The sequence below is a fragment of the Methylophaga marina genome (assembly GCF_030296755.1).
Taxonomy (GTDB): domain Bacteria; phylum Pseudomonadota; class Gammaproteobacteria; order Nitrosococcales; family Methylophagaceae; genus Methylophaga; species Methylophaga marina.
Genome location: NZ_AP027741.1, coordinates 1,273,518 through 1,299,666 on the forward strand (window position 1 = coordinate 1,273,518; position 26,149 = coordinate 1,299,666).

Genomic DNA, 26,149 nt, shown 5'->3' on the forward strand with positions numbered 1-26,149 from the left:
AAAGCCAAAGTGGCCATGCTTCAGGCTGCCAGAAGTTTGCCATGTGGCTCAAAAGTAGGCTTAGCTGTGTTCACCGAACGTGTTCCTGCGCTGCTCTATTCACCTATCGAAGTCTGTAATGATTATCCGGTACTTGAGGCAAGTATTGATGCACTTGACTGGCGTATGGCATGGGTCGCTGACAGCAATATCGGACAAGCCCTATATAACACTCGTGAGCTGATGATGAATGACGTTCTTGCAGGAAGTAAGCTGGTGTTTTTCACCGATGGTCATGAAGCACCACCCGTGAATCCACGCTATGCCCCCGATTTCAGTTACCTGGATACCGAAGAGCAAAAAGAAAATTGGAAAGCCGGCATCATCATTGGTGTTGGCGAACTTGGCTTGAGTAAAATTCCGAAATTTGATGAAGACGGTGTGCAGATTGGCTTCTATACCGCTGAAGATGTACCTCATGCCTCTCGCTTTGGTTTGCCAGAAGACCCAAGTAAAGTAGAAGGATATATCCCTCGTAATGGCCCTTGGGGAACAGCCAAAGTGGTCGGTACTGAACACATGTCCAGCCTCAAACAAGACTATTTAATGGACCTGGCTCAGCAAAATCACATGCTTTATCATCATCTGGAAAACAATGCCGCGCTGGCTAAAGCCCTGCAAAAAAATGACTTTGCTTATGAAGCCAAACAACCCACTCAGTTCAACAATATAGCAGCCGCCCTGGCCTTATTCCTGCTTCTGTATTGCTATCAACCTTTCAGAAAGAAATGGGCTGTATAATTTAACTAAGCTACCAAAGCTCCAGTCTTAAAGTTAAGTATATTCAGCCAAAATTCAAACTGTCTCGCTGCTTATTCTTAATTTTTGTATTCTGTTTCGTCTGCCCTAATAAATCTATACATGGCTAACGTAGATCCGATCAGAAGCGCCTGTAGGGTTGAGTCGCACGAGGAATTCATCTCCCCTATTAGACAATAGGGGCCCAGCAGCCAATTTCTTTTTTTATGTTGCTAGAGTCAAGCAAGAAACTCAGAAAGTGAAGAGCTGAAAGCAAGTGCTAGAAAACAAAACTTTAGACGAAAAAAAACCGGAGTAGAACTCCGGCTTTTTTGAATCTTTGGTGGCTATACCTAGATTCGAACTAGGGACCCCATCATTATGAGTGATGTGCTCTAACCAGCTGAGCTATATAGCCATATGAAGCGCGAAATAATACGATATAAATGCTTAAGTTTCAAGTGAAAATATCATATTTATAACCAGTCACTCAGCTGGATACCAAAACCAATGCTATTGGAGTGTGCGTCATAGTCAATCAGGCTTTCACCATAGCCATTAAACCATTGCACATAACCCTTTACGCGGTCGGTAAGCGGGAAACTCCAGCCCAATTGAACGGCACCATAGTTATCATCAAAATTGAGGTTATTCCGCAGCAAAATATCAAAGCTGTGGTTATCCATTTTATATACAGCGCCAAATTCAAAGTTACCCATATATTCTTCGATATCAGGATTGTCATCATCACTACTGCTATCCGGAATACGCCACCATGGTTTGAATGAGTAATACCAGTCATTGTGCTCAAACACAAAGTCGGTATAGACCCGGTTCCAGCTGCGTGACAATGTACCTGCCTGACCGTTTGACTGGTGCACAACACCCGTCCGAATAAGCGAGTTTTTTATACCGAATAATTCATAATTTGTTTTAAACGATAGCCAGGCTTCTGGTTCATGATCTGATTCACGGAAAGGCGATGAGCTGTTTTTATTAAACTGTTGCCAGAATGAGCGATTGGTATAGGCCACATAGGCATCTGCCCGACCATTGAATAGGTCATAGGCAACAGGTAGTTTCAAACTGATTTGAAACTTGGTTTCCCAGGGTTGTAAGTGAATATTGTCACCCGGATAAGCGGTTTCAAAAGGCGCTTCATTCGGCGACGCCATATTATTACTTAAAATAATGTAATTTGGCTTGTGGGGTAATAATACAAACGGATTTTTGGCTTCTTTCTTTTCCAAAAACAAACGGCGAGTGATCGCAGACTTATCTTCTGTCTCTACACCCGATTCTGTCACTTTGATATCCATAGGCTCAGGTTTAGGTGAGGCTTCTTCGAGTGCTTGTTGAGTGATACTTGATTCACAAAACTGTCTGATATCGCCAACCGGCATGCTATCGTCAGCAGTAGCTAATTGGGTGAGCAAGCATTGATTTAACTTATCATCGGCAATGACCATGGGCATATAGCCAACAGTCAGCATTGATAAAAGAAACGAGAGTGATGCCGTCTTCATGGCTTGCCTTTAAAAAGTGAACAACAATTCACGACATCATAGCTCAGAACGCTAAACGTTGAAGCGGAAATGCATGACATCACCGTCTTTGATGACATACTCTTTCCCTTCCAGACGCCATTTACCTGCATCTTTAGCGCCTTGCTCTCCGTTGAATTGCACAAAGTCATCATAACTAATAACTTCAGCACGGATAAAACCTTTCTGGAAGTCAGTATGAATAACGCCAGCGCCTTCTGGTGCTGTCGCGCCCACTTTCACTGTCCAGGCACGAACTTCTTTTACACCCGCAGTAAAATATGTATGCAAACCAAGCAATTCATATCCGGCACGGATGACACGATTCAGGCCAGGCTCGTCTTGTCCGATCTCACTTAAGAACTCGACTTTTTCATCGTCTTCCAGTCCAGCAATTTCTGACTCAATCGCCGCACAGATAACCACTACATTGGCGCTTTCTTGTTCTGCCAATTGTTTCACCGCATCCAATGCCGGATTATTTTCAAACCCATCTTCAGAGACGTTAGCGATATACATGGTCGGTTTGATCGTCAGCAGGTGTAAGTCACGAATCAAGGCTAGTTGATCTTTATCCAAGCCCATAGCGCGGACAGGTTTACCACCATCTAACTCCTCACGCATTTGTGTGAGTAACTCTAATCTTGCTTTCGCCGTTTTATCGCCACTTTTTGCGTCACGTGTGGTTTTAGTGATGGCTTTCTCAACACTTTCTAAATCAGCCAAGGCTAATTCCGTGTTAATTACTTCGATATCATCCAGTGGTGAGACTTTGCCAGATACATGGACGATATTGTCATCTTCAAAACAACGTACCACGTGGGCAATCGCATCCGTTTCACGGATATTGGCGAGGAATTTATTACCTAAACCTTCACCTTTTGAAGCACCAGCAACTAAGCCAGCAATATCAACGAATTCCATGGTGGTTGGCAAAACCCGTTCAGGACTGACAATCGCAGCCAGCTTATCCATTCGAGGGTCAGGGACTGGGACGATGCCAACATTCGGTTCAATGGTACAAAAAGGATAGTTCTGCGCATCGATACCGGCTTCAGTCAATGCATTAAACAAGGTTGATTTGCCAACATTAGGTAAACCGACGATACCGCACTTAAATCCCATGAGAAATCCTATTGTGAATGTAGCCAGTTCATAGCCTTATCCATATTTCCGGATAACACCTCTGGCAAAATACGTAAAACATTATCGATGGCTTGCTCGATCTGTTGACGATCGGTCGGAGAAGGTTTGCTGAGTACATAATCAGAAACCAGTTTGCTATGTCCAGGATGCCCTATCCCCAAACGACAGCGCAGGAATTGCTTGCCACCCGTCTGAGCAATAATATCTCTGAGCCCGTTGTGTCCGCCATGGCCACCATCACGTTTTAATTTAACGGTGCCGGGCGCCAAATCTAATTCATCGTGTATGACGAGAACATTCTCTAATGGAATTTTGAAAAAATTGGCTAATGGCGCGACAGACTGACCGCTTCTATTCATAAATGTCAGCGGTTTTAGCAAATACACTTTATGACCATCCAGAGAGCATTGAACCAGCTCCCCGTGATATCGGTTTTGAACAGTAAAGTTCACACCGAGATCACGAGCAAGCTGGTCCAATAGCCAGAACCCGACATTATGTCGGGTTCCTTCATACTGGGAGCCGGGGTTACCTAAACCGGCGATGATCCAGCTCCCCATCTAAAGATTACTCTTCAGTTGCTTCTTCATCACCTTCTGCGTCTTCAGCTTCATCATCCACTGTATGTACGCGAGGCATATGAATGTTAACGACTGCTTGGTCATAAGCAGAACGTTCACCTTCTTCAAGGTGCTCTTCCTGACCATGCGACAGTGCAGTTAAGCTCACACCTTTAGGCAGGGCGATTTCTGATAAGTGAATCGCTTCATCTAATTCCAGCTTGCTGATATCCACTTCGATGTACTCAGGCAGATCAGCTGGTAAACAAGCAATTTCAACCTCAGTCATGACGTGAGAAACCACACCACCGGCTTTTACGCCTGCTGCTTTTTCTTCACCGATAAAGTGAAGAGGTACAGTCATTGTCATTTCATGTTTCGCATCAACACGCAGGAAGTCAGCGTGAATGATTTTGTTGTCATTGGCAGGGTGACGTTGCAGGTCTTTTAATACAACTTGCTCTTTTTTCTTGCCAATGTTCAGCGTCAGAATGTGTGCATAAAATGCTTCTTCAGCTAAATGACGAATGAATTGGTTATGATCTAAAGCGATCGAAACTGGCTCTTTTTCAGCGCCATAAACAACAGCTGGTACTTTACCCGCATGACGAAGGCGGCGGCTCGCACCTTTCCCCTCATCAGTACGCGCTTCAGCTTGTACTTCAAATAAGTTTTCCATTTTTTTCTCCAAAAACAATGGACTTTTGCCCATCAAAAATGCCGCTATTCAAGCGGCGTAAGCCTCCCCGCGACCAGGTTCGGCACGTAGAAGTCAGCCGAAGCTGACTAATCCATATACAAGGAGCTAACAGACTCCTCGTTACTAATTCTGTACATCGCTTCTGCCAGCATCTCAGCGATGCTTAACACGCGAATTTTTTCACATTCCTGTGCATGTGGTTGCAACGGAATGGTATCGGTCACGACCAGTTCATCGAGTACCGAATTGCTGATATTTTTTATAGCAGGGCCCGATAAAACAGGATGTGTGGAATAGGCAACCACGCGAGTAGCGCCATGTTCTTTCAATGCTGCAGAGGCCGCGCATAATGTTCCAGCCGTATCCACCATGTCATCAATTAACACGCAGACACGTCCATCGACATCACCAATAATATTCATGACTTTGGCTTCATTAGCACGCGGACGACGTTTGTCGATGATAGCTAACTCAACACCAAGATGTTTTGCTAAGGCACGCGCTCTAACCACACCACCCACATCAGGTGAAACCACGACTAAGTCCTGGTATTTGTGTTTCCAGATATCACCCAGTAAGACAGGTGAAGCGTAGACATTATCAACAGGACAATCAAAAAAGCCCTGGATTTGGTCGGCGTGTAAATCGACAGTTAAGACTCGGTCAGCTCCTACGCCAGTCAGCATATTCGCCACGACTTTTGCCGTGATAGCAACACGTGCTGAGCGAGGACGGCGATCTTGTCGAGAATAACCAAAATAAGGCACAACCAAGGTAATACGCTTTGCTGATGCACGACGAATAGCGTCGGTCATCACCATCAGTTCCATCAAATGGTCATTGGTTGGCATACAGGTAGGTTGAACGATAAAGACGTCTTTACCACGTACGTTATCAAGGATTTCAACCATGATTTCGCCATCACTGAATTTTTCCACGGTGGCTTTACCAAGGGAAATATTGAGGAAATTGGCGATGCTTTGAGCCAGCTTACGATTGGCATTACCAGTAAATACCATCATGCGGCTGTCGGCTGTTCGTTGTTGTAACTGGAGAAGTCGGTTTTGTGTCACGGTAGAGGCGCCGAGTTTTCTATCAAAAAAACAAAAGAGTGGCTGGGGTACCAGGATTCGAACCTGGGAATGCTGGGATCAAAACCCAGTGCCTTACCGCTTGGCGATACCCCAACTGACAAAACTCATTCTATCATCTTGCTGTCACATCTGGCTTATTTTTCTGCCAGTGTTCTTGCAGTGAGTGGCGACTGATTACAGCCTTTTGCCACAAAACCCTGCCAGTGTGAAGGCAATTTATCTATCACGTCTTGTGCTTGTTGCTGACTTTGAAAATCAGCGAAAACACATGCTCCTGTACCAGTCATTCTTGGAGGCGCGTATTGTGCCAACCATTCTAGTGCATTTGCAACTGCTGGATAGTGTTTGACGACTACCGCTTCGCAGACGTTTCTGCCTTCCCCAGAAAGGAAGCGCGGTATTGTGATAGGTTCGCAGTCCCGTGTCAATTCCACTGATGAAAATATTTCTGCCGTAGACACATGACAATCTGGAAAAATCACCGCAAACCAAGGTTCTACCAGGGATATTGGCGTTAAGTCTTCACCGACACCTTCAGCCCAGGCAGCATGTCCCGCGATAAAAATAGGTACATCGGCCCCTAAATTGAGTCCAATTTGCGCTAATTTTTGCTGTGATAAACCACACTTCCAAAGTTGATTGAGCGCGACTAAGGTGGTTGCCGCATTAGAACTTCCGCCACCCAATCCACCACCCATTGGCAATCGTTTGGTGATGGAAATATCCACACCCTGCTCACTATCTGTAAAAGGCTTGAGTAACTTTGCAGCTTTGACAATCAGATTATCTTCGTCTGCTACTTCATCAAAAGTTGTTTTGAGATTTACTTGCCCAGAACGGTTGATATCAAAAAACAAACTATCGCCATAGTCCAGAAACTGAAAAGCGGTCTGGAGGTTATGGTAACCGTCCTCTCTTCGTCCGGTGATGTGCAAAAATAAGTTTAATTTTGCCGGCGCTGGCCATGCTTTCACTCAGGTCGACTCCAATCAGCAATGATTAATCTAATATTCAAATCCGGGTGTTTGATAAAAATTTTGGCCGGCACAACCATGCCATCAAAAGGTACATAACGCAGATATTCAATCTGCCAACCGGCTTGCTGTAAGGTTTTTAAGCGTCCGTTTTCATCCAGCTCATACTCATCAACCGCCACCTCTTGATATGGCACACCTCTCACCCAGTCCCGTAATGCACTGACAGGTAACAGCCAGCCTAAGGTTTTGGCTAATAACTGCTCGGGCGTTTGTGCGGAATATTGCTCACCATCATCCAGCGTCAATGTGACTTGTTCGTCATCCCCAACTAACTCCGCCCCGCCTTGAGAGAAAGGACCGGAAAGTTTGATATCGAAATCTTCACCTTGTTGTTGCCAGCTAATGCCTGCATTCCAGCCTTCACGCCCCTGTGTGATGGCAGTACGGCCTCTAAAACGCCAGTCTTTCAGTGAGGCTATTTCTGTCTGCTGCATTTGCCATCGTTGCTCTGGCGACTCTGTCGTTTTAGGTTGCCATAATGGCGCGCAGGCAGTGAGTAATAGACTCAGTCCGGCTAACCAAACTAATCTCATTGGCCAAACCTGCGCATCGTTTCAATCAGAAGTTTATTGTCAGGATCCTGCAATAAACCTTTATCCCAGATGTCTTTGGCTTCTCTTTTTTTACCACGTTGCCACAGCACTTCACCTAGATGCGCAATAAACTCAGGGTCAGGATTAGCTTCAGTGGCTTCTCGCAGATATTTTTCTGCTTTCGCTAAGTCACCTAGTCGGTAATAAACCCAGCCCAAGCTATCCAAGTAAAAAGGATCACCTGGTTTCAGTTCTAAAGCACGTTGAATCAACTTTAATGCTTCCTGATGACGATCCGTACGATCGGTTAAGGTATAACCCAACGCGTTTAATGCTTGAGAATTATTGGGATCATTGGCCAGAATTTGTTTTAGATCAGCTTCCAACACATCTAACTTATCCAGCGACTCAGCAATCATGGCCCGACTATATAAAGCGTCTTCATTTTTCGGGTAGTGCTTGATGGCTTTTGTTAATAAGTCAAAAGCCTCCTGCTTCATATCATGATCGCGCAATAAGCTGGCTTCGAATAAATAGTATTGCAGTGCTTTATTCGGTAACTGTTTTCTCAACTGGGCCAGATGCTCACGTGCTTTTTCAATATCATCCCGCCCTAATAATAGGTTGATGTAATGTGTCTGCGCCAAATCAAAACGGCTACTTTGCACAGGTACAGAGGCAAACCAGACCAGCGCAGCATCCACATTGGCATTTAACTCTTCAGCAATGCCCATGAAATAAGCGGCTTGATTCGTCGGGTCGCCGAGTTGCAGTAAATCACTGAAATATGACTTTGCTTTTTCGCCATCTTTCTCTTCCAGCGCGAGCAATCCAAGCGCAAACAACACATCACGGTTTTCAGGATTATCTGCCTGAATCGATTCGAAGATAGTGCGTGCTTTATCCAGTTGACCGTCATCACCTAATAATTTGCCATAGGTAAAACGTAGTTCATCACTGGCATCTTCTTTTGCTGCAGGTTTAGCCAGCAGTTTGATACCGTCTTTGGTTTGTCCTAAACGCTGTAAGGTGTCGGCTTTCAGTACAAGATAACTTTCATTATCAGGGTCAGTTTTTAACAAAGGATCAATTTCAGCCAATGTAATCGGATACTGCTGATAGAAAAAAGCTAAACGTGCATAGGCGTAATGCGCATCTGGATGGCCTTGTTGATAAAGGTCTAACTTCTGCAGCGAGGCAAGCGCTTCTTCAGGTGGCGCTACTTCCGCCAAGCTCTCTGTCGCTCTGACTAGATACACTTTTTGATTTTCCGGCGCGAGTGACAGTGCTTTATTGATGGCCTGAACTGCGCCGTCATAATCTTTCTGCATCATCAGAAATGGCGCGCGCATCATATAAACATCAGCATTGTTAGGATCGACTTCCAACCAGCGATCTAATGCATGACTAATTCTTTCTTCGTTTCTGGATAAGGTGGCGACTTGTGCACTTCTGCTCGCCAGTTTTGGTGACTTGACCATATCCGCAGCACGTTCATAAAGCTCAACCGCCGCACCCACTTCACCACGCTGTCCCGCCACTTCCGCAGTAAGGATGTAGTACATCAGTTCAGGTGACATTGGCATAGTCACTTCCGGCTTTTTCTTCTCTTTTACTTCGGGAGCAGCCTTAACAACTTTTTGCGTCTCATCAACTGTGGCTTGAGTTTGCTGTGCGGGGGTTGCAGCACAGGCAGTCATAAGAGAGGTAAGTCCGATCAGAGCAAAATATTTAGTACGTTGCCCTACATTCATCATGAATGATTTCGTTGAATCCATATTAAAACGACCTGAACGTTTGATTTTGATAGAATGGCGAATTGTTTTCACTAAATAACAGACGATTGTAATAATGGCTGTAAAGTTTAACAGCATTTAATAACGACTTTTTCTTAATATGCATCTTGTCACCTATGGCATCAACCACAATACTGCTCCGGTTCATATCCGTGAGCTTTTTGCGTTTGATGCGAGCATGCTTCCAGCAGCTTTATCCAATTTACATGAAGATGATTCCATACTTGAAGTCGTTATTCTGTCGACCTGCAATCGTACTGAAATCTATTGTTGTATCGATGGAGAGTCTGACAACCAGATCCTCGCTTGGTTGCATGACTATCATCAACAGGAAGAGGGTGCCATCACCCCATACCTTTATCATTACCAACAAGCCGATGCGATTAGACACCTGATGCGAGTCGCCTGTGGATTAGATTCCATGGTGCTGGGCGAACCACAAATACTTGGTCAATTAAAAGATGCTTACAGCCAATCACTCAATGCCAACACTCTGGGCAAATCATTAGGTCGTTTATTCCAACACGCGTTTGCTGTCGCTAAACAAGTCCGAACCGATACCGCTATAGGTAACAGCCCGGTCTCGGTTGCCTTTGCGGCAGTCAGTCTGGCCAAACAAATTTTCAGTGAACTGGCTGACTCCACTGCTTTATTAATAGGTGCAGGTGAGACCATCGAGCTGGTCGCGCGTCATCTTTACGATAACGGTATCAAACGCATCATCATTGCAAACCGTACGATTGAACGCGCGCACAATCTCGCCACACAGGTGGATGGATATGCGATTAGTCTGAGTGAACTTCCTGCACATCTGGCTGAAGCGGATATTGTGGTGAGCTCCACGGCCAGCCAGCTACCTATTCTGGGTAAAGGGGCTGTAGAAAGGGCCTTAAAAGTCCGTAAACGTAAACCCATCTTCATGGTCGATATCGCCGTACCACGGGATATTGAAGCGGAAGTGGGATTATTAGATGATATCTATCTTTATTGTGTGGATGATTTAAAAGAAATCATTGAAGAGAATTTACAGTCTCGTCGTGATGCAGCCTTACAGGCGGAAGAAATTATCGACACACAAGTGGATCATTTTCAGGCATGGCTAAGAACACAAGATGCCGTCCCTGTAATTAGAGCCATACGTGACAATGCTGAAGAGATAAGTAAGCATTCACTAGAAAGAGCAATAAAACAACTTGAGCAAGGCATGCCTGCTGAACAGGCCATGACTGAACTCGCTCGTACACTGACCAATCGCTTACTGCATGAACCGAGTCGCCAACTCCGTCATTCCGGATTTGATGAAGAAGGACAGTTACTCAATGCAGCGCGGCGTCTGTTTAATATCAAGGATCCCAAGTGAAAGATTCGATCAAACATAAACTAGAATCCCTCGTTGATCGTCATGAAGAAATTAGTGGTCTGCTCGCTGATCCTGACACCATGGCCGATCAAAATAAATTCCGGTCACTGTCACAGGAATATGCGCAATTAGAGCCTGTTGTCAGCAACTTTAATGCTTATCGCCGCACAATCGACGCATTGGAAGATGCCAAGCTGATGCTGGATGAAGACGATGCTGAAATGCGCGAAATGGCAAAAGACGAAATCAATACGGCAGAAGAGAAGCTCGAAGAACTCGAACTCACTCTGCAAAAGTTATTACTGCCTAAAGATCCAAATGATCAACGCAACATCTATCTGGAAATTCGTGCCGGAACGGGTGGTGATGAAGCAGCCATTTTCTCTGGCGATTTATTCCGCATGTACACAAAATATGCTGAATCTCGTCGCTGGAAAGTTGAAGTCATTAATGCTCAAGAAGGCGAGCACGGCGGCTATAAGGAAGTCATCTGTCGCATTGTCGGTGAAGGCGCGTATTCACGTCTGAAGTTCGAATCAGGTGCTCACCGTGTGCAACGGGTTCCGGAAACCGAATCACAAGGCCGTATTCACACCTCGGCTTGTACTGTCGCTATTCTCCCAGAAGCCGATGAGATTGATGAAGTCGATATCAATCCAGCGGATTTAAAAGTCGATACTTACCGCTCTCAGGGTGCCGGTGGTCAGCACGTTAACACCACGGACTCTGCGGTACGTATCACGCACATTCCAACCGGTATCGTCGTCGAATGTCAGGAAGAGCGTTCACAGCATAAAAACCGGGCTAAAGCGATGTCTGTTTTACAAGCACGCATCATGGCTGCGCAGGTAGAAAAACAAGCGGCTGAAGAAGCACAAACACGTAAATCACTGGTGGGTTCAGGTGACCGAAGTGAACGGATTCGTACTTATAATTATCCTCAGGGACGTGTGACTGATCACCGCATCAACTTAACCTTATACAAACTGGTTGAAATCATGGAAGGTGAACTGGAACAAGTCATTGAACCACTGATCAACGAATATCAGGCGGATCAGCTCGCGGCCTTATCCGGCGAGTCTTAAATCCAATCGCGCGGCGGCAGAAAGTCCGTGTATAAACGGGCTTCTGCTGATCCGGCTTCCGGAATCCAGTGATAACGCCACTTCACCAGTGGTGGTAGCGACATCAAAATCGATTCAGTACGGCCACCCGACTGCAATCCAAATAATGTACCGCGGTCATACACCAGATTAAACTCGACATAACGACCACGACGATAAAGTTGAAAATCGCGTTCGCGCTCACCAAATTCTGTGTCTTTTCGTTTTTGCACAATGGGTGCGTAAGCTTTGATATAGCTGTCACCAACCGATTGTATAAATGCAAAGCAGCGATCAAAGCCCCACTCATTCAAATCATCAAAAAACAAACCACCGACGCCACGGCACTCATCACGATGTTTCAGGTAAAAATACTCATCACACCATGATTTAAAGCGTGCATAAACATCATCACCAAATGGATCACACGCGGCTTTAGCCGTGGTATGCCAGTGAATCACATCCTCTTCATTGCCGTAATAAGGTGTTAAATCATAGCCACCACCAAACCACCAAATAGGCTCTTCGCCTTCTTTTTCTGCGATAAAAAAGCGGACATTCGCATGTGATGTCGACACATAAGGATTATGTGGGTGAATCACCAGCGACACGCCCATTGCTCGAAAGCTTCGACCCGCTAACTCTGGACGGCTGGCCGTGGCTGAAGCCGGTAAATTATCACCACTGACTTCAGAAAAATTGACGCCACCCTGCTCAAACACCGTACCATTGCTTAAAACTCGTGTGCGACCACCACCGCCCGTTTCACGTTTCCAGTCATCAATTTCAAACGTGGCTTCACCATCTATTAATTCAAGTTCTTTGCATATACTTTCTTGTAGACGAAGTAGATACTCACGAACGGCATTAATATCGGGTGTACTCATCGTAAAATTTCTCCTGTTCGTGCGTCTCTGATTTGGCTTGGTTTTTTGGCGCCACCCAAGCTGCCGGGTAAAACATAATCCAACTCAGGTATCTGCCAACGCACCTGATGCACATTCATCGCTGGTCGTAATCCGTTTATATTGGCACTGGTCGAGACTATCGCCCCACCAAAAGCCTCACATAAAGCGCGCGTTTGTGGATGCGCTGTGACACGCACGGCAATGGTGTCATGCAATCCTGTCAGTAACATCGACACTTCTTCACGAACAGGCAATAACCAGGTGACCGGACCGGGCCAGGTTTTATTCAACTCAGCTAACACTGAAGCTTCAACGGGCTGAATAAAATCTTGTAACTGATTAAAATCAGAAGCAATCAGAATAAGACCTTTATGCCAGGGGCGCTGTTTCAGCTCTAACAACCGTAATAAGGCTTCTTCATCCCAAGGGTCGCACCCCACACCAAACACAGCCTCTGTCGGGTAGCCGATAACGCCACCTGCATTCAGTGTTTTTACCGCTTCTCGTAATCGCCAAGTATTTGTCATGTTCTCGCCTCTAGTCAGACCACATTGATTGCATACCCTGATTTCACTCAATAAAAAGGGGTTAACCAGTAACCCCTTTTTTACATTCTCAAACCGTCAGTTTAGCCTTGCTCACGTGCCACAGCGCGATAAGCGATATCAGTACGGAAATACGCATCATCCCACTTAATATGACTCAATGCGTCATACGCTGATTTTTGCGCTTCAGCCACAGTATTGCCCAGTGCCGTGACACATAACACGCGACCGCCAGCCGTGACGACATTATCACCCTGACTCGCTGTACCTGCATGGAAGACTTTACTGCCATTTTGTTCGGCGTCTGCAATACCCGTAATCACATCACCTTTACGGTAACTATCTGGATAGCCGCCAGCCGCCATTACCACACCAATGGCCGCACGCGAATCCCACTCAGCTTCGACTTCGTTTAAACGCTTGTCTAATGCCGCTTCACATAATGTGACTAGGTCCGACTGTAAACGCATCAAAATCGGCTGAGTTTCTGGATCACCAAAACGGCAGTTATATTCAACTACGCGTGGCGCGCCTGCTTGATCAATCATCAGCCCCGCATATAAAAAGCCAGTATAAGGGCGACCATCAGCCGCCATGCCTTTCACAGTTGGCTCAATCACTTCCGCCATAATGCGTGCAAAGACCTCATCAGTGACCACAGGTGCAGGAGAATAAGCGCCCATCCCACCCGTGTTAGGTCCTTTATCGCCATTGTCGCGAGCTTTGTGATCTTGTGATGTTGCCAATGGCAGAATGTGTTCGCCATCCACCATCACGATGAAACTGGCTTCTTCGCCTGTCATAAATTCTTCAATAACCACACGGCTACCGGCGTCACCAAAGGCATTGCCAGACAGCATATCTTCAACCGCTGAAATCGCTTCGGCTTCGGTCATCGCCACAATCACGCCTTTGCCTGCTGCTAAACCATCGGCTTTAACAACAATGGGTGCGCCCTGCTCTTGAATATAAGCTTTGGCTTCATCCACTTGCGTAAATACTTGATATGCCGCGGTTGGAATCTGGTGACGAGCGAGGAAATCTTTAGTGAAGCTTTTTGAGGCTTCTAATTCTGCCGCTGCTTTTGATGGACCAAAACAACGTAAACCGGCAGCTTCAAAGGCATCAACCACACCCATGGTTAATGGCACTTCCGGCCCCACCACGGTTAAATCAATCGCGTTGTCCTGAGCAAACTTCACCAGCCCGGCGATATCTTCGACTTTGATATCCACATTGCTGATATTGCTTTCACTGGCGGTGCCGGGATTACCCGGTGCCACAAAAACCTGAGAACACTTTGGAGATTGATTCAGTTTCCAGGCGAGAGCATGTTCGCGCCCACCGCTACCGATGACTAATACTTTCATAGATGATTGCCGGAGATGCTAAAAAAGAGGCTAATAATACCGTAGATAACGGCTTTTCCAAACCACCAAAATGGATGATTTATAAAGGCAAAGCGATTCTTTTTCTCAAGCAATCCGTCAGCAGCCAGTGCTAGCTTTGATCCAGGTCAAGATCTGTTCGGATAATAAAACAGCTTAAATCCTCGCTGGTTATACTTTGCGCACATTATTTAGGAATAAAACCATGACTGATGCGATTGAATTTAATGAAGGATTAATCCGCCGTTACGACAAAGCCGGCCCGCGTTATACCTCCTACCCGACTGCTGTCGAATTTCATCATGGTTTTACGGTCGACACATACGCTCAACATATTGCTTTATCTAATCAGCGTGGCGGCCCGCTTTCGCTATATTTCCATGTGCCGTTCTGCGATACCGTTTGTTTCTATTGCGCCTGCAATAAAATCATCACCAAAAACCGCCAGCATGCTCAGCCTTACTTAGAAAACCTGTATGAAGAAATACGTATGCAGGCTGAATTGTTCGACTCAAACCGAGTAGTTGAACAACTGCACTGGGGCGGTGGCACGCCAACATTTTTAACGCATCAGCAAATGCGTGAATTGATGGCGCAGACACGTAAACACTTCACCTTAGCGGATGATGACAAAGGTGAGTTTTCGATTGAAATCGATCCACGTGAAGCTGATGACGCCACCATAAAACTATTAAGAGAGCTTGGCTTTAACCGCATCAGCCTCGGTTTGCAGGACTTCAACCCTAAGGTGCAGAAAGCCGTTAACCGTATTCAAACCGAAGAACAAACATTCTCAATTTTAGACGCTGCCCGTCGAGAAGGTTTCCGCAGTATCAGCCTGGATCTGATCTATGGCCTGCCCCATCAAACTGTAGAAAGCTTCAGCGAAACGTTAGATAAAGTGATTGCTGCCAGTCCTGATCGTTTGTCCGTGTTCAACTACGCTCACATGCCTGATCTATTTAAAACACAACGGCAAATTGCTACGGCTGACATTCCACTACCACAGGTGAAATTACAGATTCTGCACCGCACCATCGATAAACTGACCGCGGCAGGTTATGTATATATAGGCATGGATCACTTTGCCAAACCAGACGATGAGCTCACCCTAGCTCAACAAAACAAACAGCTGTATCGCAACTTCCAGGGTTACTCGACTCGTGCTGAGTGTGATCTGATTGGCTTCGGCGTCACGTCCATTGGCAAAGTTGGTGATGCCTATGTGCAAAATGTGAAAACGCTGCCGGAATATGATGAAGCGATTAAGGCGGGCAAATTGCCGGTATTACGTGGTGTTGAGCTGGATGACGATGATAAATGTCGTCGCGACATCATCACTCGTCTTATCTGTGATTTTGCTCTGGATATTCCCGCTATCGAAAAAGCTTACAACCTCAACTTCAACGAGTATTTTGCTGACGCCATTGAAGACCTAGAACAATTTGCCCAAGACGGCCTGTTGCAGTATAAATGGGACTCTATAGAAGTCTTACCCGCCGGCCGCTTGTTAATTCGTAATATCTGCATGGTGTTTGATAAATACAGTCAACAAGCAAGGCAGCGATTTTCCAAAGTTATATAGGGCACATGCTGGAAAAACTCCGACAGTACTTCATCTTTGGTCGATTGGGCGTCAAGCTGTATGTGCTTGCTGTCATTACCGGATTACTGTCGAGTCTCGCCATTATTCTGCTGCGCCTGACCATTGATTTTGGTCAAATGGCCCTGTTCCCCTCTGGCGAAGTGGAAAGTTACGACTCATTACCCTGGTACTGGTTACTGGCACTCCCCATTATCGGCAGCCTGCTAATTGGGCTGTTATTTCGCGGACTGGATGCAGAGCAACGTAACACTGGTATTTTGCATGTTATCGAGCGGCTCTCCTCCTATGAAGGCCGGCTTCCGTGGCAAAATGCCGTCCGGCAATTTATAGGTACCAGTATCGCCATCATCACCGGCCACTCTGTCGGTCGTGAAGGACCAGGTGTGCATCTGGGTGCTGCCAGCGGCAGTTTGCTTGCAAGCGGGTTAGAGCTCCCAAACAACAGTGTGCGTATTCTGGTTGCTTCTGGCTCTGCCGCCGCCATAGCAGCCTCCTTTAATACGCCCATCGCTGGTGTGATCTTCGCGATGGAAGTCATCATGATGGAATACCACATTGCCAGTTTTATTCCAGTCATTCTGGCAGCGGTAACCGGTGCAGTGGTCTGTCGGCTCACCTTTGGAGATGATACGGTTTTCGTTAACCTCGCCTCCGAAATGCAATCCTTATGGGAGCTGCCCTACATCATTTTTCTCGGCATCATCATTGGTTTTTTAGCCACCTTATCTCTAAAAAGCCTGCAATTGTTTTCCGGCACCTTTAGTAAACATCCTGCTTGGTTACGTCCAACCTATGCCGGTATTTTAATGGGTGTGTTTGGCATGGCCGTGCCTGAAGTGATGGGCATGGGCTACGGCATTATTGGCAGTATCTCCGCTAATGAAATCGCGATTGGCAGCCTGGTCATCATCCTTGTACTGAAACTAGTGCTGTCCTCTGCTTGCGTGGGTTTTGGTATCCCCGCGGGAATGGTCGGCCCCACCATGGTCGTCGGTGCCTGTGCCGGTGCGATTCTGGGTTATATCGGTAATTTAGTCTTACCGGAATATGCCTCTTCTATGACCTTTTATGCCGTTATCGGTATGTGTGCGATGATGTCTGCCACACTCAAAGCTCCACTTGCGGCTTTAATGGCGATGTTGGAATTAACCGGTAATCCGGAAATCATCCTGCCGGGGATGCTCGCTATCGTTTTCTCCAGTTTGATTATTCACGATTACTTCAAGCTTGATGCCTTATTTGTCAGCATTCTTCGCTATCGTGGCCTCGACTTTCAAAATGACCCTATCTCACAAGCATTACGTAAGATCAGTGTGGGCGCGGCCATGCAACGTAACTTTGTCACGTTAAATCAAACCATCAGCGCCCAAATGGCCATGCAAACCTTAAAAAACAGCCCCGAATGGATCATTATTACCCGCGATCGCATTCCGGTAGTAATGATGCCTGCCAGTGATCTGGCCAGAGCTGTCAGCGTCAAAGACATGGGTGAAAATACCGAAATCGACTTAATGCAAATTCCCGGCACACGTCGAGATGTACACAAAATTTCCTTACATACCAGTTTGTTCGAAGCACACCGGGCCCTGAATGAACATCATGTAGAAGCGCTTTACGTCAGCCGTCAGAACGCACCAATGATTGAACGAATCTACGGCATTCTGACTCGTGAAATGATCGAAGCCCACTACCAATTACCTAAATCTGTAACAAAATAGTAAAAAGGGTAGTGAACAAATCGAAAATCTTCGTTATAATGTGCGGCTTGTTGCCCAGGTGGTGAAATTGGTAGACACAAGGGACTTAAAATCCCTCGCCCTAATCCGGCGTGCCGGTTCGATTCCGGCCCTGGGTACCATACGAATACGAAAGCCTCGATACTGCAAAGTCTCGGGGCTTTTTTATTTGTGCTGTAACAGCAGAATGTTTAGCTAGTACCGAGTGTTGTTGCAATGACTTATTGCTTATACGCTTGTTCGTACCTTGGCTGGCCATAAGGAACGCGCCTTCAATGACTGCATCATTCACTAAAACACGCTGGCTTTTCTTGCTCCTGTCCGCCCTACTTACTGTTGCTCAACCTTCAGCTGAAGCAGGTTTGATCTCTGGCTTGTCAAAATTAGGGAAAAGCATAGATGCACCGGACAGCCCCCATGGCTCGTCCTTTCGGTTTGCTGATGAGTTAGCTCATTATCCAGAAGGCGGCGTTGCCGAAATTAGTTTTAACCATAGTCAAAATCAATGGCTAGCAAAAACACCCGATGGCAAAAGTGTGCCCGTTCATCAATTCACTGAAACCGCGGCAGATACAAACAAACAAGCCACCTTATTACTGTCTGAAAGTCATCTCCCTTATTCACTGGATGCCTTTAATAAACTCCCCTCGGACGTAGCCATCAAGATTAAATCTCGACAAGGCAAAACCTATTCACTCACCACCAGCCCAACAACCAAACTCATTGATAAACACATCAGCATTAACATTAGCGATATCAGCGCATTAAAAACGGCCATGTGGCAGTTACAACGCCCCATCTCTTCGTCAAATATGCGGTTGATTCAACTGGCTGATAATCCTGAGGTTACGCTACCTAAACAAAATTACGGTTCAAAAATACCGTTGGATAAAGTCGGCACAAACCAGTTGCTGAACGCACTCAAAACAATGCGTCAGCAAACCTTTGTTATTTCAGCCAAAGTAGAAAATGGCTTTTTGATACATGGCAAAGAAAAAATCGCTGTGAAAGATTTGGAAAAGGTCGCAGCTGATAGAGATATCAGCCTGATTATTCTGGGTTCGGACAAACCGAAAAAGACCTTACAAACATTGGCTAAGGACTGGCAAAAAAAGAAAGATGATGGCAGTTTAAACTCATACACAACCGGCGATTTTTACAATGCCTTTGCTGCTAAAAATTCGTCGGCTCCAATACCTGTTGATATTGATACCTCTGGGAAGTTACGCACCGCACTGCATTTTGATCACCGCGCACCAACTAAAGCAGCCGTCGAAAAGCAAAGCAGTAGCCTCGAGCTCGCCTCAATGCCACTGAATTTTTTAGCAAAATCGGCCATGCTACTTCAGCCTAATGAAGCACGTGCAAAAGAACTGGATGATCGTATACACCCACTCATTCCGTCATGGGTTCATCTTTCTTTAATCGCTTCATTAGCGATTGGCCTGGTCGCCTACAAGACATCCTGGTTCTTATACCTCAAACTCTGGGCCTCACCACACCGAGTCAATTACCCAACTTGGTATGCATTCACCATTCGTTATCTGCTGCATCGACTGAGCTTTGTTCTAATTTATCTGCCATTGCTCGGCATCTTTAGTCCGATCTATATATTGATAAGCTGGATTTACAAAATTATTCACTTTTTGCTGATTCGTCCCGCTTCTTGGATTTTAAGCAAATTCAGTTAGGGAAAAGTCAAAGCATGGATAGGACTCAACTTGATTAATCAACAATCAACTCTATTGATTTTAAATGAGCTGAACAGACGTATTTCCCGAGATAGCATCCCTTTTAACCAGTTTTATTCCCAATACCAAATGTCAATATTGATATTGCAGACCGAGCAATACTTCGTGGGCTTTTAAATCGAAGTCTATGTCTCCTACATTGAAGGTAGGGCCGCCAGCTGTATAAGAGTTTGAAGCGCGTGCTTCGCCCATATCAAGATAACGATAAGACAGATCGAGTTTCAAATGGTCGGTAATGGAGTAAAGGACACCAGCACCAATTTGCCAGGCAAAATCATTGTGGGTATCACCGAATAGGGTACCTGCATTCGTAAACTTCATGTCTTCGGTTTTATTTCGTGCCCAGCCAATGCCGCCCTGCAGGTAAGGGGAAAATGCGCCAGTATCCAAACCGGCTGCGCGAAATGGGTCGACATAGATGTTAAGGATCGTCGACCAGTTCGAAGTTTGAAACGCGCCGTCATCAATTTCGTTAATGGCTTTGTTCGGAATGCCATCCGCATCAAGATAAGTCCCGACCTCTGTCATTTTATCGCGGTATGACACCGTAATATCTGCCCGTATAAAGTCGTTTAGTTTGGCGCCTACGCCGATTTGATAGCGTTCGCCGCTATCACGATCCATATCCAAAGTATCGTACTCGCTAGGGTCAAGAAAGCGGACATCATCATCAATCGTGGTGGAATACCCCAGATCTACACGCAGATAGGGTGAAAACATCCATCCATCATCCGCATACGCAGGACTATTTAGCCCGATAATGCTCAAAAGGCTAATGAAGCTAATCCAAGAAATCTGCCGAGGATTAGGCATTTTTGCTGATATCCAGTTCCGTGAAAACATTTATGCTGCTCCCTAATTAAGTAAATAATTTTAAATATTTATATCAGGTCTTCCCTTCGGAAGATATCGTGAATGACTATTTGTTTTCTATTGAAGCATATCAAGTAAGTTATCTGTCCCAAACATTGAGTAAGCTGTTTTCAAAATTCCTTTCAAAAATGCAAGAATGGTTATTATCGCTGAATAAGGATAGTGCCCCATTCATTTTGTGTGGGGATTATCGCAATACCAAAGCCATCAGGAATATCAATAATGAAACTCTCCTCCGAGAATATGACTTCAGAAGTCTCGACACTCAACGACCTGGCAAAACTGACGAGCTATTCGCTCATGGACTCTCTTAACCGTGATCCAGACGCGACGGTAAATGGCGAAGATCACTCTCCAAGACAAGTTTTCTCGGGGCATTATGTACCGGTAAAACCCACACCCATCGAAAACCCCGTTTATGTGACGCACAGTAAAACCTTTTTCGATGAACTGGGTTTCGCAGACAGCCTGGCGACCTCGGAAGACTTCATTCGACTGTTTTCCGGCGATCTCACTTATGTTCCAGAGCCTATTCGCCAAGTCGGTTGGGCGTCTGGGTACGCCCTATCTATCTACGGTACGGAATACACACAACAGTGTCCGTTCCAAACCGGTAATGGCTACGGCGATGGTCGAGCCATTTCCATATTAGAAGCCGTTATCAAAGGCCAACGCTGGGAAATGCAATTAAAAGGTGGTGGTCGAACACCCTACTGCCGGGGTGCGGATGGTCGGGCTGTTTTACGCTCCAGCATCAGAGAATTTCTTGCTCAAGAACACATGCACGCACTCGGTGTGCCCACATCACGTTCATTAAGTTTGTATGCCTCGACAACCGAGCGAGTCAGACGCCCCTGGTATTCGGAGGGTTCAACGGCAGCTGAACCGAATATTATTATCAATGAACCCGTTGCCATCTCAACGCGCGTCGCCCCTCCTTTATTCGGGTGGGTCAACTTGAGCTATTTGCTCGTCGTGTTGTGAATCATGCACATGAAAATGCCATGGATGAGCTGGAAAAGATCGTCTTGCACGTGATCGATCGAGAATATGCTGACGTTATCGATAACAGCCTGAACATCGAAACCAAAGTCATTTCACTTGCCAAGGCGTTTCGTGAACGCCTCACCTCGCTTATCGCTAACTGGATACGTGTCGGTTATTGCCAAGGTAATTTCAACAGTGATAACTGCGCGGTCGGCGGCTTTACGCTGGACTACGGTCCTTTTGGCTTCTGTGAAGCGTTTGATCCTGTATACCAGCCATGGATTGGTGGCGGACGTCATTTCTCATTCTTTAACCAACCCGCCGCAGCAGCGCGTAACTTCGCTATGTTTTGTAAAGCATTACAGCCTTTGCTTAAGGGCGATCAACATTACCTATCAGAGCTTGAAGAGGTTCAACACGGTTTTGCTGACGTCATACAAACGCAATTGGAAAAGATGTGGGCAGCTAAACTCGGGCTTGAGCATTATAACGAGGCATTATTCAGCGAGCTCATCAGCCTGATGACACTCACAACCGTCGATTACACCATTTTCTTTCGTGAACTCTCAGCGTTGCCTGACAACATCGGGCCACTGAAGAAAAGCTTTTATGGTGAACTCAATGCTTCTGAGTATGGCACTAAGTCGGCAAACTCAAACACTCAGGATCTTGAGCAACACTGGTCAGCATGGCTTGATAAATGGCACTCGCTGCTAGACATAAGTGACAAAAACCCTACTCGTTCACGTGAAGCAATTTCCAGCCAGATGAAACAGATTAATCCGAAATATATTTTGCGAGAGTGGCAGCTCGTTGCTGCTTATAAACAAGCTGCCGAATGTGAATACACACTCCTTCGTGAATTACAGGATGTGATGACACAGCCCTACGCCGAACAATCAAAAGACATTGAGGAAAAATACTATCGGCTGATGCCAACAGAGCTGAGTGATATCGGTGGGGTATCACACTATAGTTGTTCGTCGTGATTTGGAGTCAAAGGATCTGACAATATTGAATAACTCTTGTTTAATGACTTTTTAGGAATACGAAGTTGGGGTAGGGATCACATATAAACTCAGATAGAACTTAGAATCATTAATCAAAAAGTTTGGCATCACGACAACCTGCTAAAAAAGCCTTTTTTAGAAAACGCTTATCAACGTATGGATCAAGGTCACTATCAAGCTCGATTGTTTCAACGTAATGTTGCCTAGACATTTTTAGCTTATCTGCTCGTTCAAAAACCTCTGTTAGCCATGCCTTGCCGGAACCTGTTGAGCAACATTCAGCTTTATAACGATCAGCAATCCCATACAAGTCATTCCATGTTTTCAACTCATCAGCAACCACATCGGGACCTAACATCAGTTCAATATCATCACGCTCGAGGTTTTCCCAATCAGCTTGTTTTACTGTGACTTGCAACTCAATTGAGTTCTGATTATCACGAAACGGATAAAAAACTTTTCTCGGTATATTCAAAGGGTCTTTGGTATCTATATGAGGATCCTTCGCTAACTTGTAACTACTATTGCAGTGATGACAGGCAGGAACTAGATTGTAAAAGTTAATGCTATTGAATGGATATTTATCTTTTGGAAAATAATGATCATAAGCCTCTCGCTTATTTTCATATCTATTTAACATGCCTGATAATCCACAAAATGGACACACATCACGATGATTTAAGGTAACAAATTTGTGGTTATGATCATCGATAACACCAATTTTTGATTTAACTGACGCTAACTTCAAAAAATCCGCTGAATACAAATTTTTGTAAAAACGTTTTAACTCAGTAACTAATCCAGGGAAATGTTCTTCTGGAAACGCCTGCTTTATTACCTCATAAGTTCCAGGCTGACATTGATCGCCATGCTCGCATAGTCGCTGAATATCATTATTCAGAGCAAACCAATCTTTAAACTGCTGTTTTTGTTCCTGATTTAAACCTTTGAATTTTTCAAATAGAGCATGCAATGGTTTGAGAAAATTATCTGCTCCAGAAACTTCTTGGGTATCCAACTCTGTGATCATATTTAACAAGTCGGGTTCCGCAGCAAACAGTGTCTCAACAACATAATTCATTCCCGGAACAGCTTCACACCACACTTCGTCAAAAATAAATCGTACAAATTCCTGCATTCGATCCATTGGGTGAGCTAAAAACTGATAAGGAAATAACACTAGCCCCTACTCCTTGGCTTGTTCCATGATAGTTTTCATTAACAACAGTTTTTCAACTGAGTCACCGAGACGATGATCTATCCGTTTTAGTAAATCATCAATATCAACACCACCCGCTTTAAATTCTTCTCTAAATTGATTCAGTAATGTTTCTGCATAGCCACCAATCGTTTCCTGCTTATCAAATGTCTCCATGGTGATTTTGTTAATTGAGGCACCCAATGTGTTGTATTCAGGATGCGTAATGCTGACTTCGTTTGTATTGGGATCCTTCTTGAAAAGAAGCACCTTGTTACTTTCACTATCTGATATCAAAAATGGCGTATGCGTGGTAATCAACATTTCATGTGTAGAATGCTGCTCTTTCTGTTCCGGAAAACAGGCTCGTAAACGACTGATAAAGTTCGAGCGCCATGCTGGGTTAAAGTGTGTTTCAGGCTCATCCAATAAAAATAGACTATTCGTGTCTTTAAATAATAAACATAAACCAAGGCTGTGAATAAGTTAATGTTCACCATCCGACAAATTTTTTAGCATGATGGGCTGCTTAATGCCTTGTTTGTTAAACCTGAAAAACTTAAAGCGCATTATGCGTTCATCGCTTGCCAATACAGGCACGGTTTCGCTGACATAGTGGCTATCAGATTGATATAGATCGGCTTTCAGTTCTTCACTCACCGGATATAAGTTTAAAGTTAGTAAGACTTGAAAAGCCTGAAATAAGTCGATCGGGGATTTATTTACCCCAAAGCTAAAGTTTTCAGCAAACGCTTTTTTGGTTTTATCGTTAACGCAATAATCCAGATATAACGTATCCGTCGTTTCATCCAGAAAATAACTGGTAGCACAACGTTTTAATCGATTTACAGTGGGATCAAAACGTTCAGCGGAATTCTTGTCCGCTTCCAATAAGTCCAATAAATTCAAAGTATAAACATCAAACTCATCATCAACTGTCACGGCGGGATGATCTAGACCAAATACTTCAGCTTGTTGAGCCGTGATTTCTATCGAACGCTTAAGGATAATGCGAAATTCTTGCAGCTCCCCCAAGCCCAAATCTTGCTGAAATAGCTTTAATGATTCAGCTTCACCATACAGCAGATTACATAACAAAATTGCTTGGCTAAAAGAACTATCCATATAGGTCATACGTGTCTCTGGTTTTCCAGAGTATGGTAACTGTTCCTCAAGGCTGTACCAGTATTCATCAAACTGGATAAAACGCATTTTGAAAAAAGGCAGACTGAGAATCTCATTTTCACCTGATGAATAACCCAATACATACGCTGGCAACAAAAAGTCGCGCTCCTTATCCCCAGCCAAACCTTGTTGATTGTTTAGTCTCTTTAAATCTTGCTCATCAAGATCAAATCCAGCATAGTTTTTCCAGAAAATTTGTGGTGTTCCATCAAGCGATTTTCGAACCGACACCTCGGCAAATAAAGGGCTTGTTTGAGAACGTAAATCATCAGATACCTTAATCAGATATTCGAGCTCATAGGCATTAAGTGTATCTTCACCCCCATTACTGCTTTCATCACTATTGAGGGCGACATCCCCATCATCAATAAACGTATCTGGCAAAAATTGTCTGCTGCGTACGCGTAATATTTCAAGTTGAAAAAAATAACAGCTAGTGCTTCCAGTAAGTTAGACTTACCACTGCCATTCGGGCCTGCACAGACAAATGGGGCAAAGCCTTTATAGGCAAATTTGGGCTGCTCCGAGAACTCATCTTGTAAGGCCCAGTCTGTGCGAAAACGATACTCAAATCCTGCCTGCAAACTTCGGAAGCCATTAGGGTCAGTAATTTTTAAGCGGACTAACTTCACGCTTTAGCCACCTGCAGTTGAATACGCTTTTCATCTTCCAGATATTTTTGCTCAAACCGACCGCTACGGAGTTCTCCGAATATCCACTCTTTTAGATGGTCATAGTCATCAACCGTAACCTGCCTTTCAGGAAAGTCTTCTGACTCGAACAGCGAGTATTCTAGGGTTTTAGATTTAATTTCACTCCAGAACTGATCTAGTGTCTTTGCAATATTAGTTTTATCTGCAATATATTCTTTAAACAAACTTTTTAATATGCTTCGCCTTCCCTCAACTGATGCCATCTGCTCAAAACTATAAACACCTAAGGCTTCATCGCTCTCAGTAACAACATCAATTTCAATATTGGATTCAATTTCTTCAAAATCCGGAAGGGAAATAGCACTTAAATCCAACTCACCTTTAAACGCTTTTTGGCTAAGTGAGGCATACAGCGTTTCCAAGTCATCCAAACTTTGTTGGTAGTACGATTTAATGCTTTCGACTTTTTCAACGACTGTGGCAAATTGGTTTTGAATTTCAATCGGAGGTACTGGTAACAAAACACCCTTAAGATTAGCCTTTGATATGTTCGGCATTGAGCCTGCAGCGCCGCCAGCTAAAGATTGAATTTTTTTCTTTGAGAGTTAGATATGAGCAATTTCCACAAGAAAATTGGATTAACCTCATTTTTGTCATTT

General features: G+C 44.8%; 25 protein-coding genes and 3 tRNA genes. 9 read left to right on the forward strand and 19 right to left on the reverse strand.

All coding sequences use genetic code 11. From position 1 onward, the window contains the following. Positions 1-9 precede the first annotated feature (9 nt). Positions 10-780 carry a VWA domain-containing protein gene (locus QUE24_RS06525; protein WP_286305803.1) on the forward strand — a complete coding sequence of 257 codons (771 nt, stop codon included), beginning with the start codon at positions 10-12 and terminating at the stop codon, positions 778-780. 338 nt (positions 781-1,118) lie between these two features. Here QUE24_RS06525 and QUE24_RS06530 read toward each other — a convergent pair. The 10 genes from QUE24_RS06530 to QUE24_RS06575 form a co-directional block, all read right to left on the reverse strand. Next, positions 1,119-1,195: transfer RNA gene (locus QUE24_RS06530), tRNA-Met, on the reverse strand. Between the two features lie 58 nt (positions 1,196-1,253). Further along, positions 1,254-2,303 (reverse strand): phospholipase A, encoded by a 1,050-nt coding sequence (locus QUE24_RS06535; protein ID WP_286305804.1) that lies wholly within the window; start codon positions 2,301-2,303, stop codon positions 1,254-1,256. A 51-nt stretch (positions 2,304-2,354) separates the two neighbouring features. After that, positions 2,355-3,446 carry a redox-regulated ATPase YchF gene (ychF, locus tag QUE24_RS06540; protein ID WP_286305805.1) on the reverse strand — a complete coding sequence of 364 codons (1,092 nt, stop codon included), beginning with the start codon at positions 3,444-3,446 and terminating at the stop codon, positions 2,355-2,357. 8 nt (positions 3,447-3,454) lie between these two features. Next, positions 3,455-4,027 carry an aminoacyl-tRNA hydrolase gene (pth, locus tag QUE24_RS06545; RefSeq protein WP_286305806.1) on the reverse strand — a complete coding sequence of 191 codons (573 nt, stop codon included), beginning with the start codon at positions 4,025-4,027 and terminating at the stop codon, positions 3,455-3,457. A 7-nt stretch (positions 4,028-4,034) separates the two neighbouring features. Continuing rightward, on the reverse strand, positions 4,035-4,706 hold the full coding sequence (locus QUE24_RS06550; protein ID WP_286305807.1) for a 50S ribosomal protein L25/general stress protein Ctc: 672 nt from the start codon (positions 4,704-4,706) through the stop codon (positions 4,035-4,037). Positions 4,707-4,813: 107 nt separating this feature from the next. Further along, positions 4,814-5,749, reverse strand: a complete 936-nt coding sequence (locus tag QUE24_RS06555; protein ID WP_286306080.1) for a ribose-phosphate diphosphokinase — start codon at positions 5,747-5,749, stop codon at positions 4,814-4,816. A gap of 90 nt (positions 5,750-5,839) precedes the next feature. Continuing rightward, positions 5,840-5,914 (reverse strand) — tRNA-Gln (locus tag QUE24_RS06560). A gap of 41 nt (positions 5,915-5,955) precedes the next feature. Continuing rightward, complete coding sequence (gene ispE / locus QUE24_RS06565) at positions 5,956-6,795, reverse strand: 4-(cytidine 5'-diphospho)-2-C-methyl-D-erythritol kinase (RefSeq protein WP_286305808.1); 840 nt, start codon at positions 6,793-6,795, stop codon at positions 5,956-5,958. Further along, a complete protein-coding gene (lolB, locus tag QUE24_RS06570) occupies positions 6,792-7,391 on the reverse strand; it encodes a lipoprotein insertase outer membrane protein LolB (protein WP_286305809.1) in 600 nt (199 codons plus the stop codon). Before lolB ends, ispE begins: the two co-directional genes overlap by 4 nt. Further along, the gene (locus tag QUE24_RS06575; RefSeq protein ID WP_286305810.1) at positions 7,388-9,265 is read right to left on the reverse strand and encodes a tetratricopeptide repeat protein; all 1,878 of its coding nucleotides are present in this window, start codon (positions 9,263-9,265) and stop codon (positions 7,388-7,390) included. Before QUE24_RS06575 ends, lolB begins: the two co-directional genes overlap by 4 nt. A gap of 22 nt (positions 9,266-9,287) precedes the next feature. On the opposite strand from QUE24_RS06575, the gene hemA reads away from it, so the two are divergent. Further along, a complete protein-coding gene (gene hemA / locus QUE24_RS06580) occupies positions 9,288-10,547 on the forward strand; it encodes a glutamyl-tRNA reductase (RefSeq protein ID WP_286305811.1) in 1,260 nt (419 codons plus the stop codon). Next, entirely contained in the window at positions 10,544-11,632 is a 1,089-nt protein-coding gene (prfA, locus tag QUE24_RS06585) for a peptide chain release factor 1 (protein ID WP_286305812.1), read from the forward strand. The genes hemA and prfA overlap by 4 nt, the downstream gene beginning before the upstream one ends. Here the strand turns inward: prfA and hemF are convergent. The 3 genes from hemF to purD form a co-directional block, all read right to left on the reverse strand. Next, complete coding sequence (gene hemF / locus QUE24_RS06590) at positions 11,629-12,537, reverse strand: oxygen-dependent coproporphyrinogen oxidase (RefSeq protein ID WP_286305813.1); 909 nt, start codon at positions 12,535-12,537, stop codon at positions 11,629-11,631. The genes prfA and hemF overlap by 4 nt on opposite strands. After that, positions 12,534-13,085 (reverse strand): L-threonylcarbamoyladenylate synthase type 1 TsaC, encoded by a 552-nt coding sequence (tsaC, locus tag QUE24_RS06595; RefSeq protein WP_286305814.1) that lies wholly within the window; start codon positions 13,083-13,085, stop codon positions 12,534-12,536. The genes hemF and tsaC overlap by 4 nt, the downstream gene beginning before the upstream one ends. A gap of 101 nt (positions 13,086-13,186) precedes the next feature. Then, positions 13,187-14,473 (reverse strand): phosphoribosylamine--glycine ligase, encoded by a 1,287-nt coding sequence (gene purD / locus QUE24_RS06600; protein ID WP_286305815.1) that lies wholly within the window; start codon positions 14,471-14,473, stop codon positions 13,187-13,189. A 223-nt stretch (positions 14,474-14,696) separates the two neighbouring features. On the opposite strand from purD, the gene hemN reads away from it, so the two are divergent. The 4 genes from hemN to QUE24_RS06620 all read left to right on the forward strand — a co-directional run bounded on the left by hemN (position 14,697) and on the right by QUE24_RS06620 (position 19,524). Next, a complete protein-coding gene (hemN, locus tag QUE24_RS06605) occupies positions 14,697-16,076 on the forward strand; it encodes an oxygen-independent coproporphyrinogen III oxidase (protein WP_286305816.1) in 1,380 nt (459 codons plus the stop codon). A 5-nt stretch (positions 16,077-16,081) separates the two neighbouring features. Continuing rightward, on the forward strand, positions 16,082-17,815 hold the full coding sequence (locus tag QUE24_RS06610; protein ID WP_286305817.1) for a chloride channel protein: 1,734 nt from the start codon (positions 16,082-16,084) through the stop codon (positions 17,813-17,815). A 52-nt stretch (positions 17,816-17,867) separates the two neighbouring features. Then, a tRNA-Leu gene (locus QUE24_RS06615) sits at positions 17,868-17,955 on the forward strand. 153 nt (positions 17,956-18,108) lie between these two features. Beyond that, positions 18,109-19,524: a hypothetical protein gene (locus QUE24_RS06620; protein ID WP_286305818.1), complete on the forward strand. Its 1,416-nt coding sequence runs from the start codon at positions 18,109-18,111 to the stop codon at positions 19,522-19,524. A 132-nt stretch (positions 19,525-19,656) separates the two neighbouring features. Here the strand turns inward: QUE24_RS06620 and QUE24_RS06625 are convergent, their stop codons facing one another. After that, on the reverse strand, positions 19,657-20,427 hold the full coding sequence (locus tag QUE24_RS06625) for an outer membrane protein (RefSeq protein WP_286305819.1): 771 nt from the start codon (positions 20,425-20,427) through the stop codon (positions 19,657-19,659). 252 nt (positions 20,428-20,679) lie between these two features. Between QUE24_RS06625 and QUE24_RS06630 the strand changes: the two genes are divergently transcribed. Together QUE24_RS06630 and QUE24_RS06635 are read left to right on the forward strand one after the other, a co-directional pair. Then, positions 20,680-21,441: a protein adenylyltransferase SelO family protein gene (locus QUE24_RS06630; protein ID WP_286305820.1), complete on the forward strand. Its 762-nt coding sequence runs from the start codon at positions 20,680-20,682 to the stop codon at positions 21,439-21,441. After that, a complete protein-coding gene (locus tag QUE24_RS06635) occupies positions 21,438-22,433 on the forward strand; it encodes a protein adenylyltransferase SelO family protein (protein WP_286305821.1) in 996 nt (331 codons plus the stop codon). Before QUE24_RS06630 ends, QUE24_RS06635 begins: the two co-directional genes overlap by 4 nt. 109 nt (positions 22,434-22,542) lie before the next feature. Here the strand turns inward: QUE24_RS06635 and QUE24_RS06640 are convergent, their stop codons facing one another. The 5 genes from QUE24_RS06640 to QUE24_RS06660 are packed head-to-tail and all read right to left on the reverse strand — an operon-like array spanning position 22,543 to position 26,047. Beyond that, positions 22,543-23,634 carry an HNH endonuclease gene (locus QUE24_RS06640; protein WP_286305822.1) on the reverse strand — a complete coding sequence of 364 codons (1,092 nt, stop codon included), beginning with the start codon at positions 23,632-23,634 and terminating at the stop codon, positions 22,543-22,545. A 6-nt stretch (positions 23,635-23,640) separates the two neighbouring features. Continuing rightward, the gene (locus QUE24_RS06645) at positions 23,641-24,081 is read right to left on the reverse strand and encodes a hypothetical protein (protein ID WP_286305823.1); all 441 of its coding nucleotides are present in this window, start codon (positions 24,079-24,081) and stop codon (positions 23,641-23,643) included. 57 nt (positions 24,082-24,138) lie between these two features. After that, positions 24,139-25,221 (reverse strand): restriction system-associated AAA family ATPase, encoded by a 1,083-nt coding sequence (locus QUE24_RS06650; RefSeq protein WP_286305824.1) that lies wholly within the window; start codon positions 25,219-25,221, stop codon positions 24,139-24,141. Continuing rightward, complete coding sequence (locus tag QUE24_RS06655) at positions 25,119-25,469, reverse strand: hypothetical protein (protein ID WP_286305825.1); 351 nt, start codon at positions 25,467-25,469, stop codon at positions 25,119-25,121. Before QUE24_RS06655 ends, QUE24_RS06650 begins: the two co-directional genes overlap by 103 nt. Continuing rightward, positions 25,466-26,047, reverse strand: coding sequence for a restriction endonuclease subunit S (locus tag QUE24_RS06660; RefSeq protein WP_286305826.1), 582 nt, complete (start codon positions 26,045-26,047; stop codon positions 25,466-25,468). The genes QUE24_RS06655 and QUE24_RS06660 overlap by 4 nt, the downstream gene beginning before the upstream one ends. Positions 26,048-26,149: the final 102 nt, after the last annotated feature.

Coding starts and splice junctions, on each gene's coding strand:
- QUE24_RS06535 (WP_286305804.1), bottom strand. CDS start 2,303: ATGAAGACGGCATCACTCTCGTTTCTTTTATCAATGCTGACTGTTGGC.
- ychF (WP_286305805.1), bottom strand. CDS start 3,446: ATGGGATTTAAGTGCGGTATCGTCGGTTTACCTAATGTTGGCAAATCA.
- pth (WP_286305806.1), bottom strand. CDS start 4,027: ATGGGGAGCTGGATCATCGCCGGTTTAGGTAACCCCGGCTCCCAGTAT.
- QUE24_RS06550 (WP_286305807.1), bottom strand. CDS start 4,706: ATGGAAAACTTATTTGAAGTACAAGCTGAAGCGCGTACTGATGAGGGG.
- QUE24_RS06555 (WP_286306080.1), bottom strand. CDS start 5,749: ATGATGGTATTTACTGGTAATGCCAATCGTAAGCTGGCTCAAAGCATC.
- lolB (WP_286305809.1), bottom strand. CDS start 7,391: ATGAGATTAGTTTGGTTAGCCGGACTGAGTCTATTACTCACTGCCTGC.
- QUE24_RS06575 (WP_286305810.1), bottom strand. CDS start 9,265: ATGCTGTTAAACTTTACAGCCATTATTACAATCGTCTGTTATTTAGTG.
- hemA (WP_286305811.1), top strand. CDS start 9,288: ATGCATCTTGTCACCTATGGCATCAACCACAATACTGCTCCGGTTCAT.
- hemF (WP_286305813.1), bottom strand. CDS start 12,537: ATGAGTACACCCGATATTAATGCCGTTCGTGAGTATCTACTTCGTCTA.
- tsaC (WP_286305814.1), bottom strand. CDS start 13,085: ATGACAAATACTTGGCGATTACGAGAAGCGGTAAAAACACTGAATGCA.
- purD (WP_286305815.1), bottom strand. CDS start 14,473: ATGAAAGTATTAGTCATCGGTAGCGGTGGGCGCGAACATGCTCTCGCC.
- hemN (WP_286305816.1), top strand. CDS start 14,697: ATGACTGATGCGATTGAATTTAATGAAGGATTAATCCGCCGTTACGAC.
- QUE24_RS06610 (WP_286305817.1), top strand. CDS start 16,082: ATGCTGGAAAAACTCCGACAGTACTTCATCTTTGGTCGATTGGGCGTC.
- QUE24_RS06620 (WP_286305818.1), top strand. CDS start 18,109: ATGACTGCATCATTCACTAAAACACGCTGGCTTTTCTTGCTCCTGTCC.
- QUE24_RS06625 (WP_286305819.1), bottom strand. CDS start 20,427: ATGTTTTCACGGAACTGGATATCAGCAAAAATGCCTAATCCTCGGCAG.
- QUE24_RS06630 (WP_286305820.1), top strand. CDS start 20,680: ATGAAACTCTCCTCCGAGAATATGACTTCAGAAGTCTCGACACTCAAC.
- QUE24_RS06660 (WP_286305826.1), bottom strand. CDS start 26,047: ATGCCGAACATATCAAAGGCTAATCTTAAGGGTGTTTTGTTACCAGTA.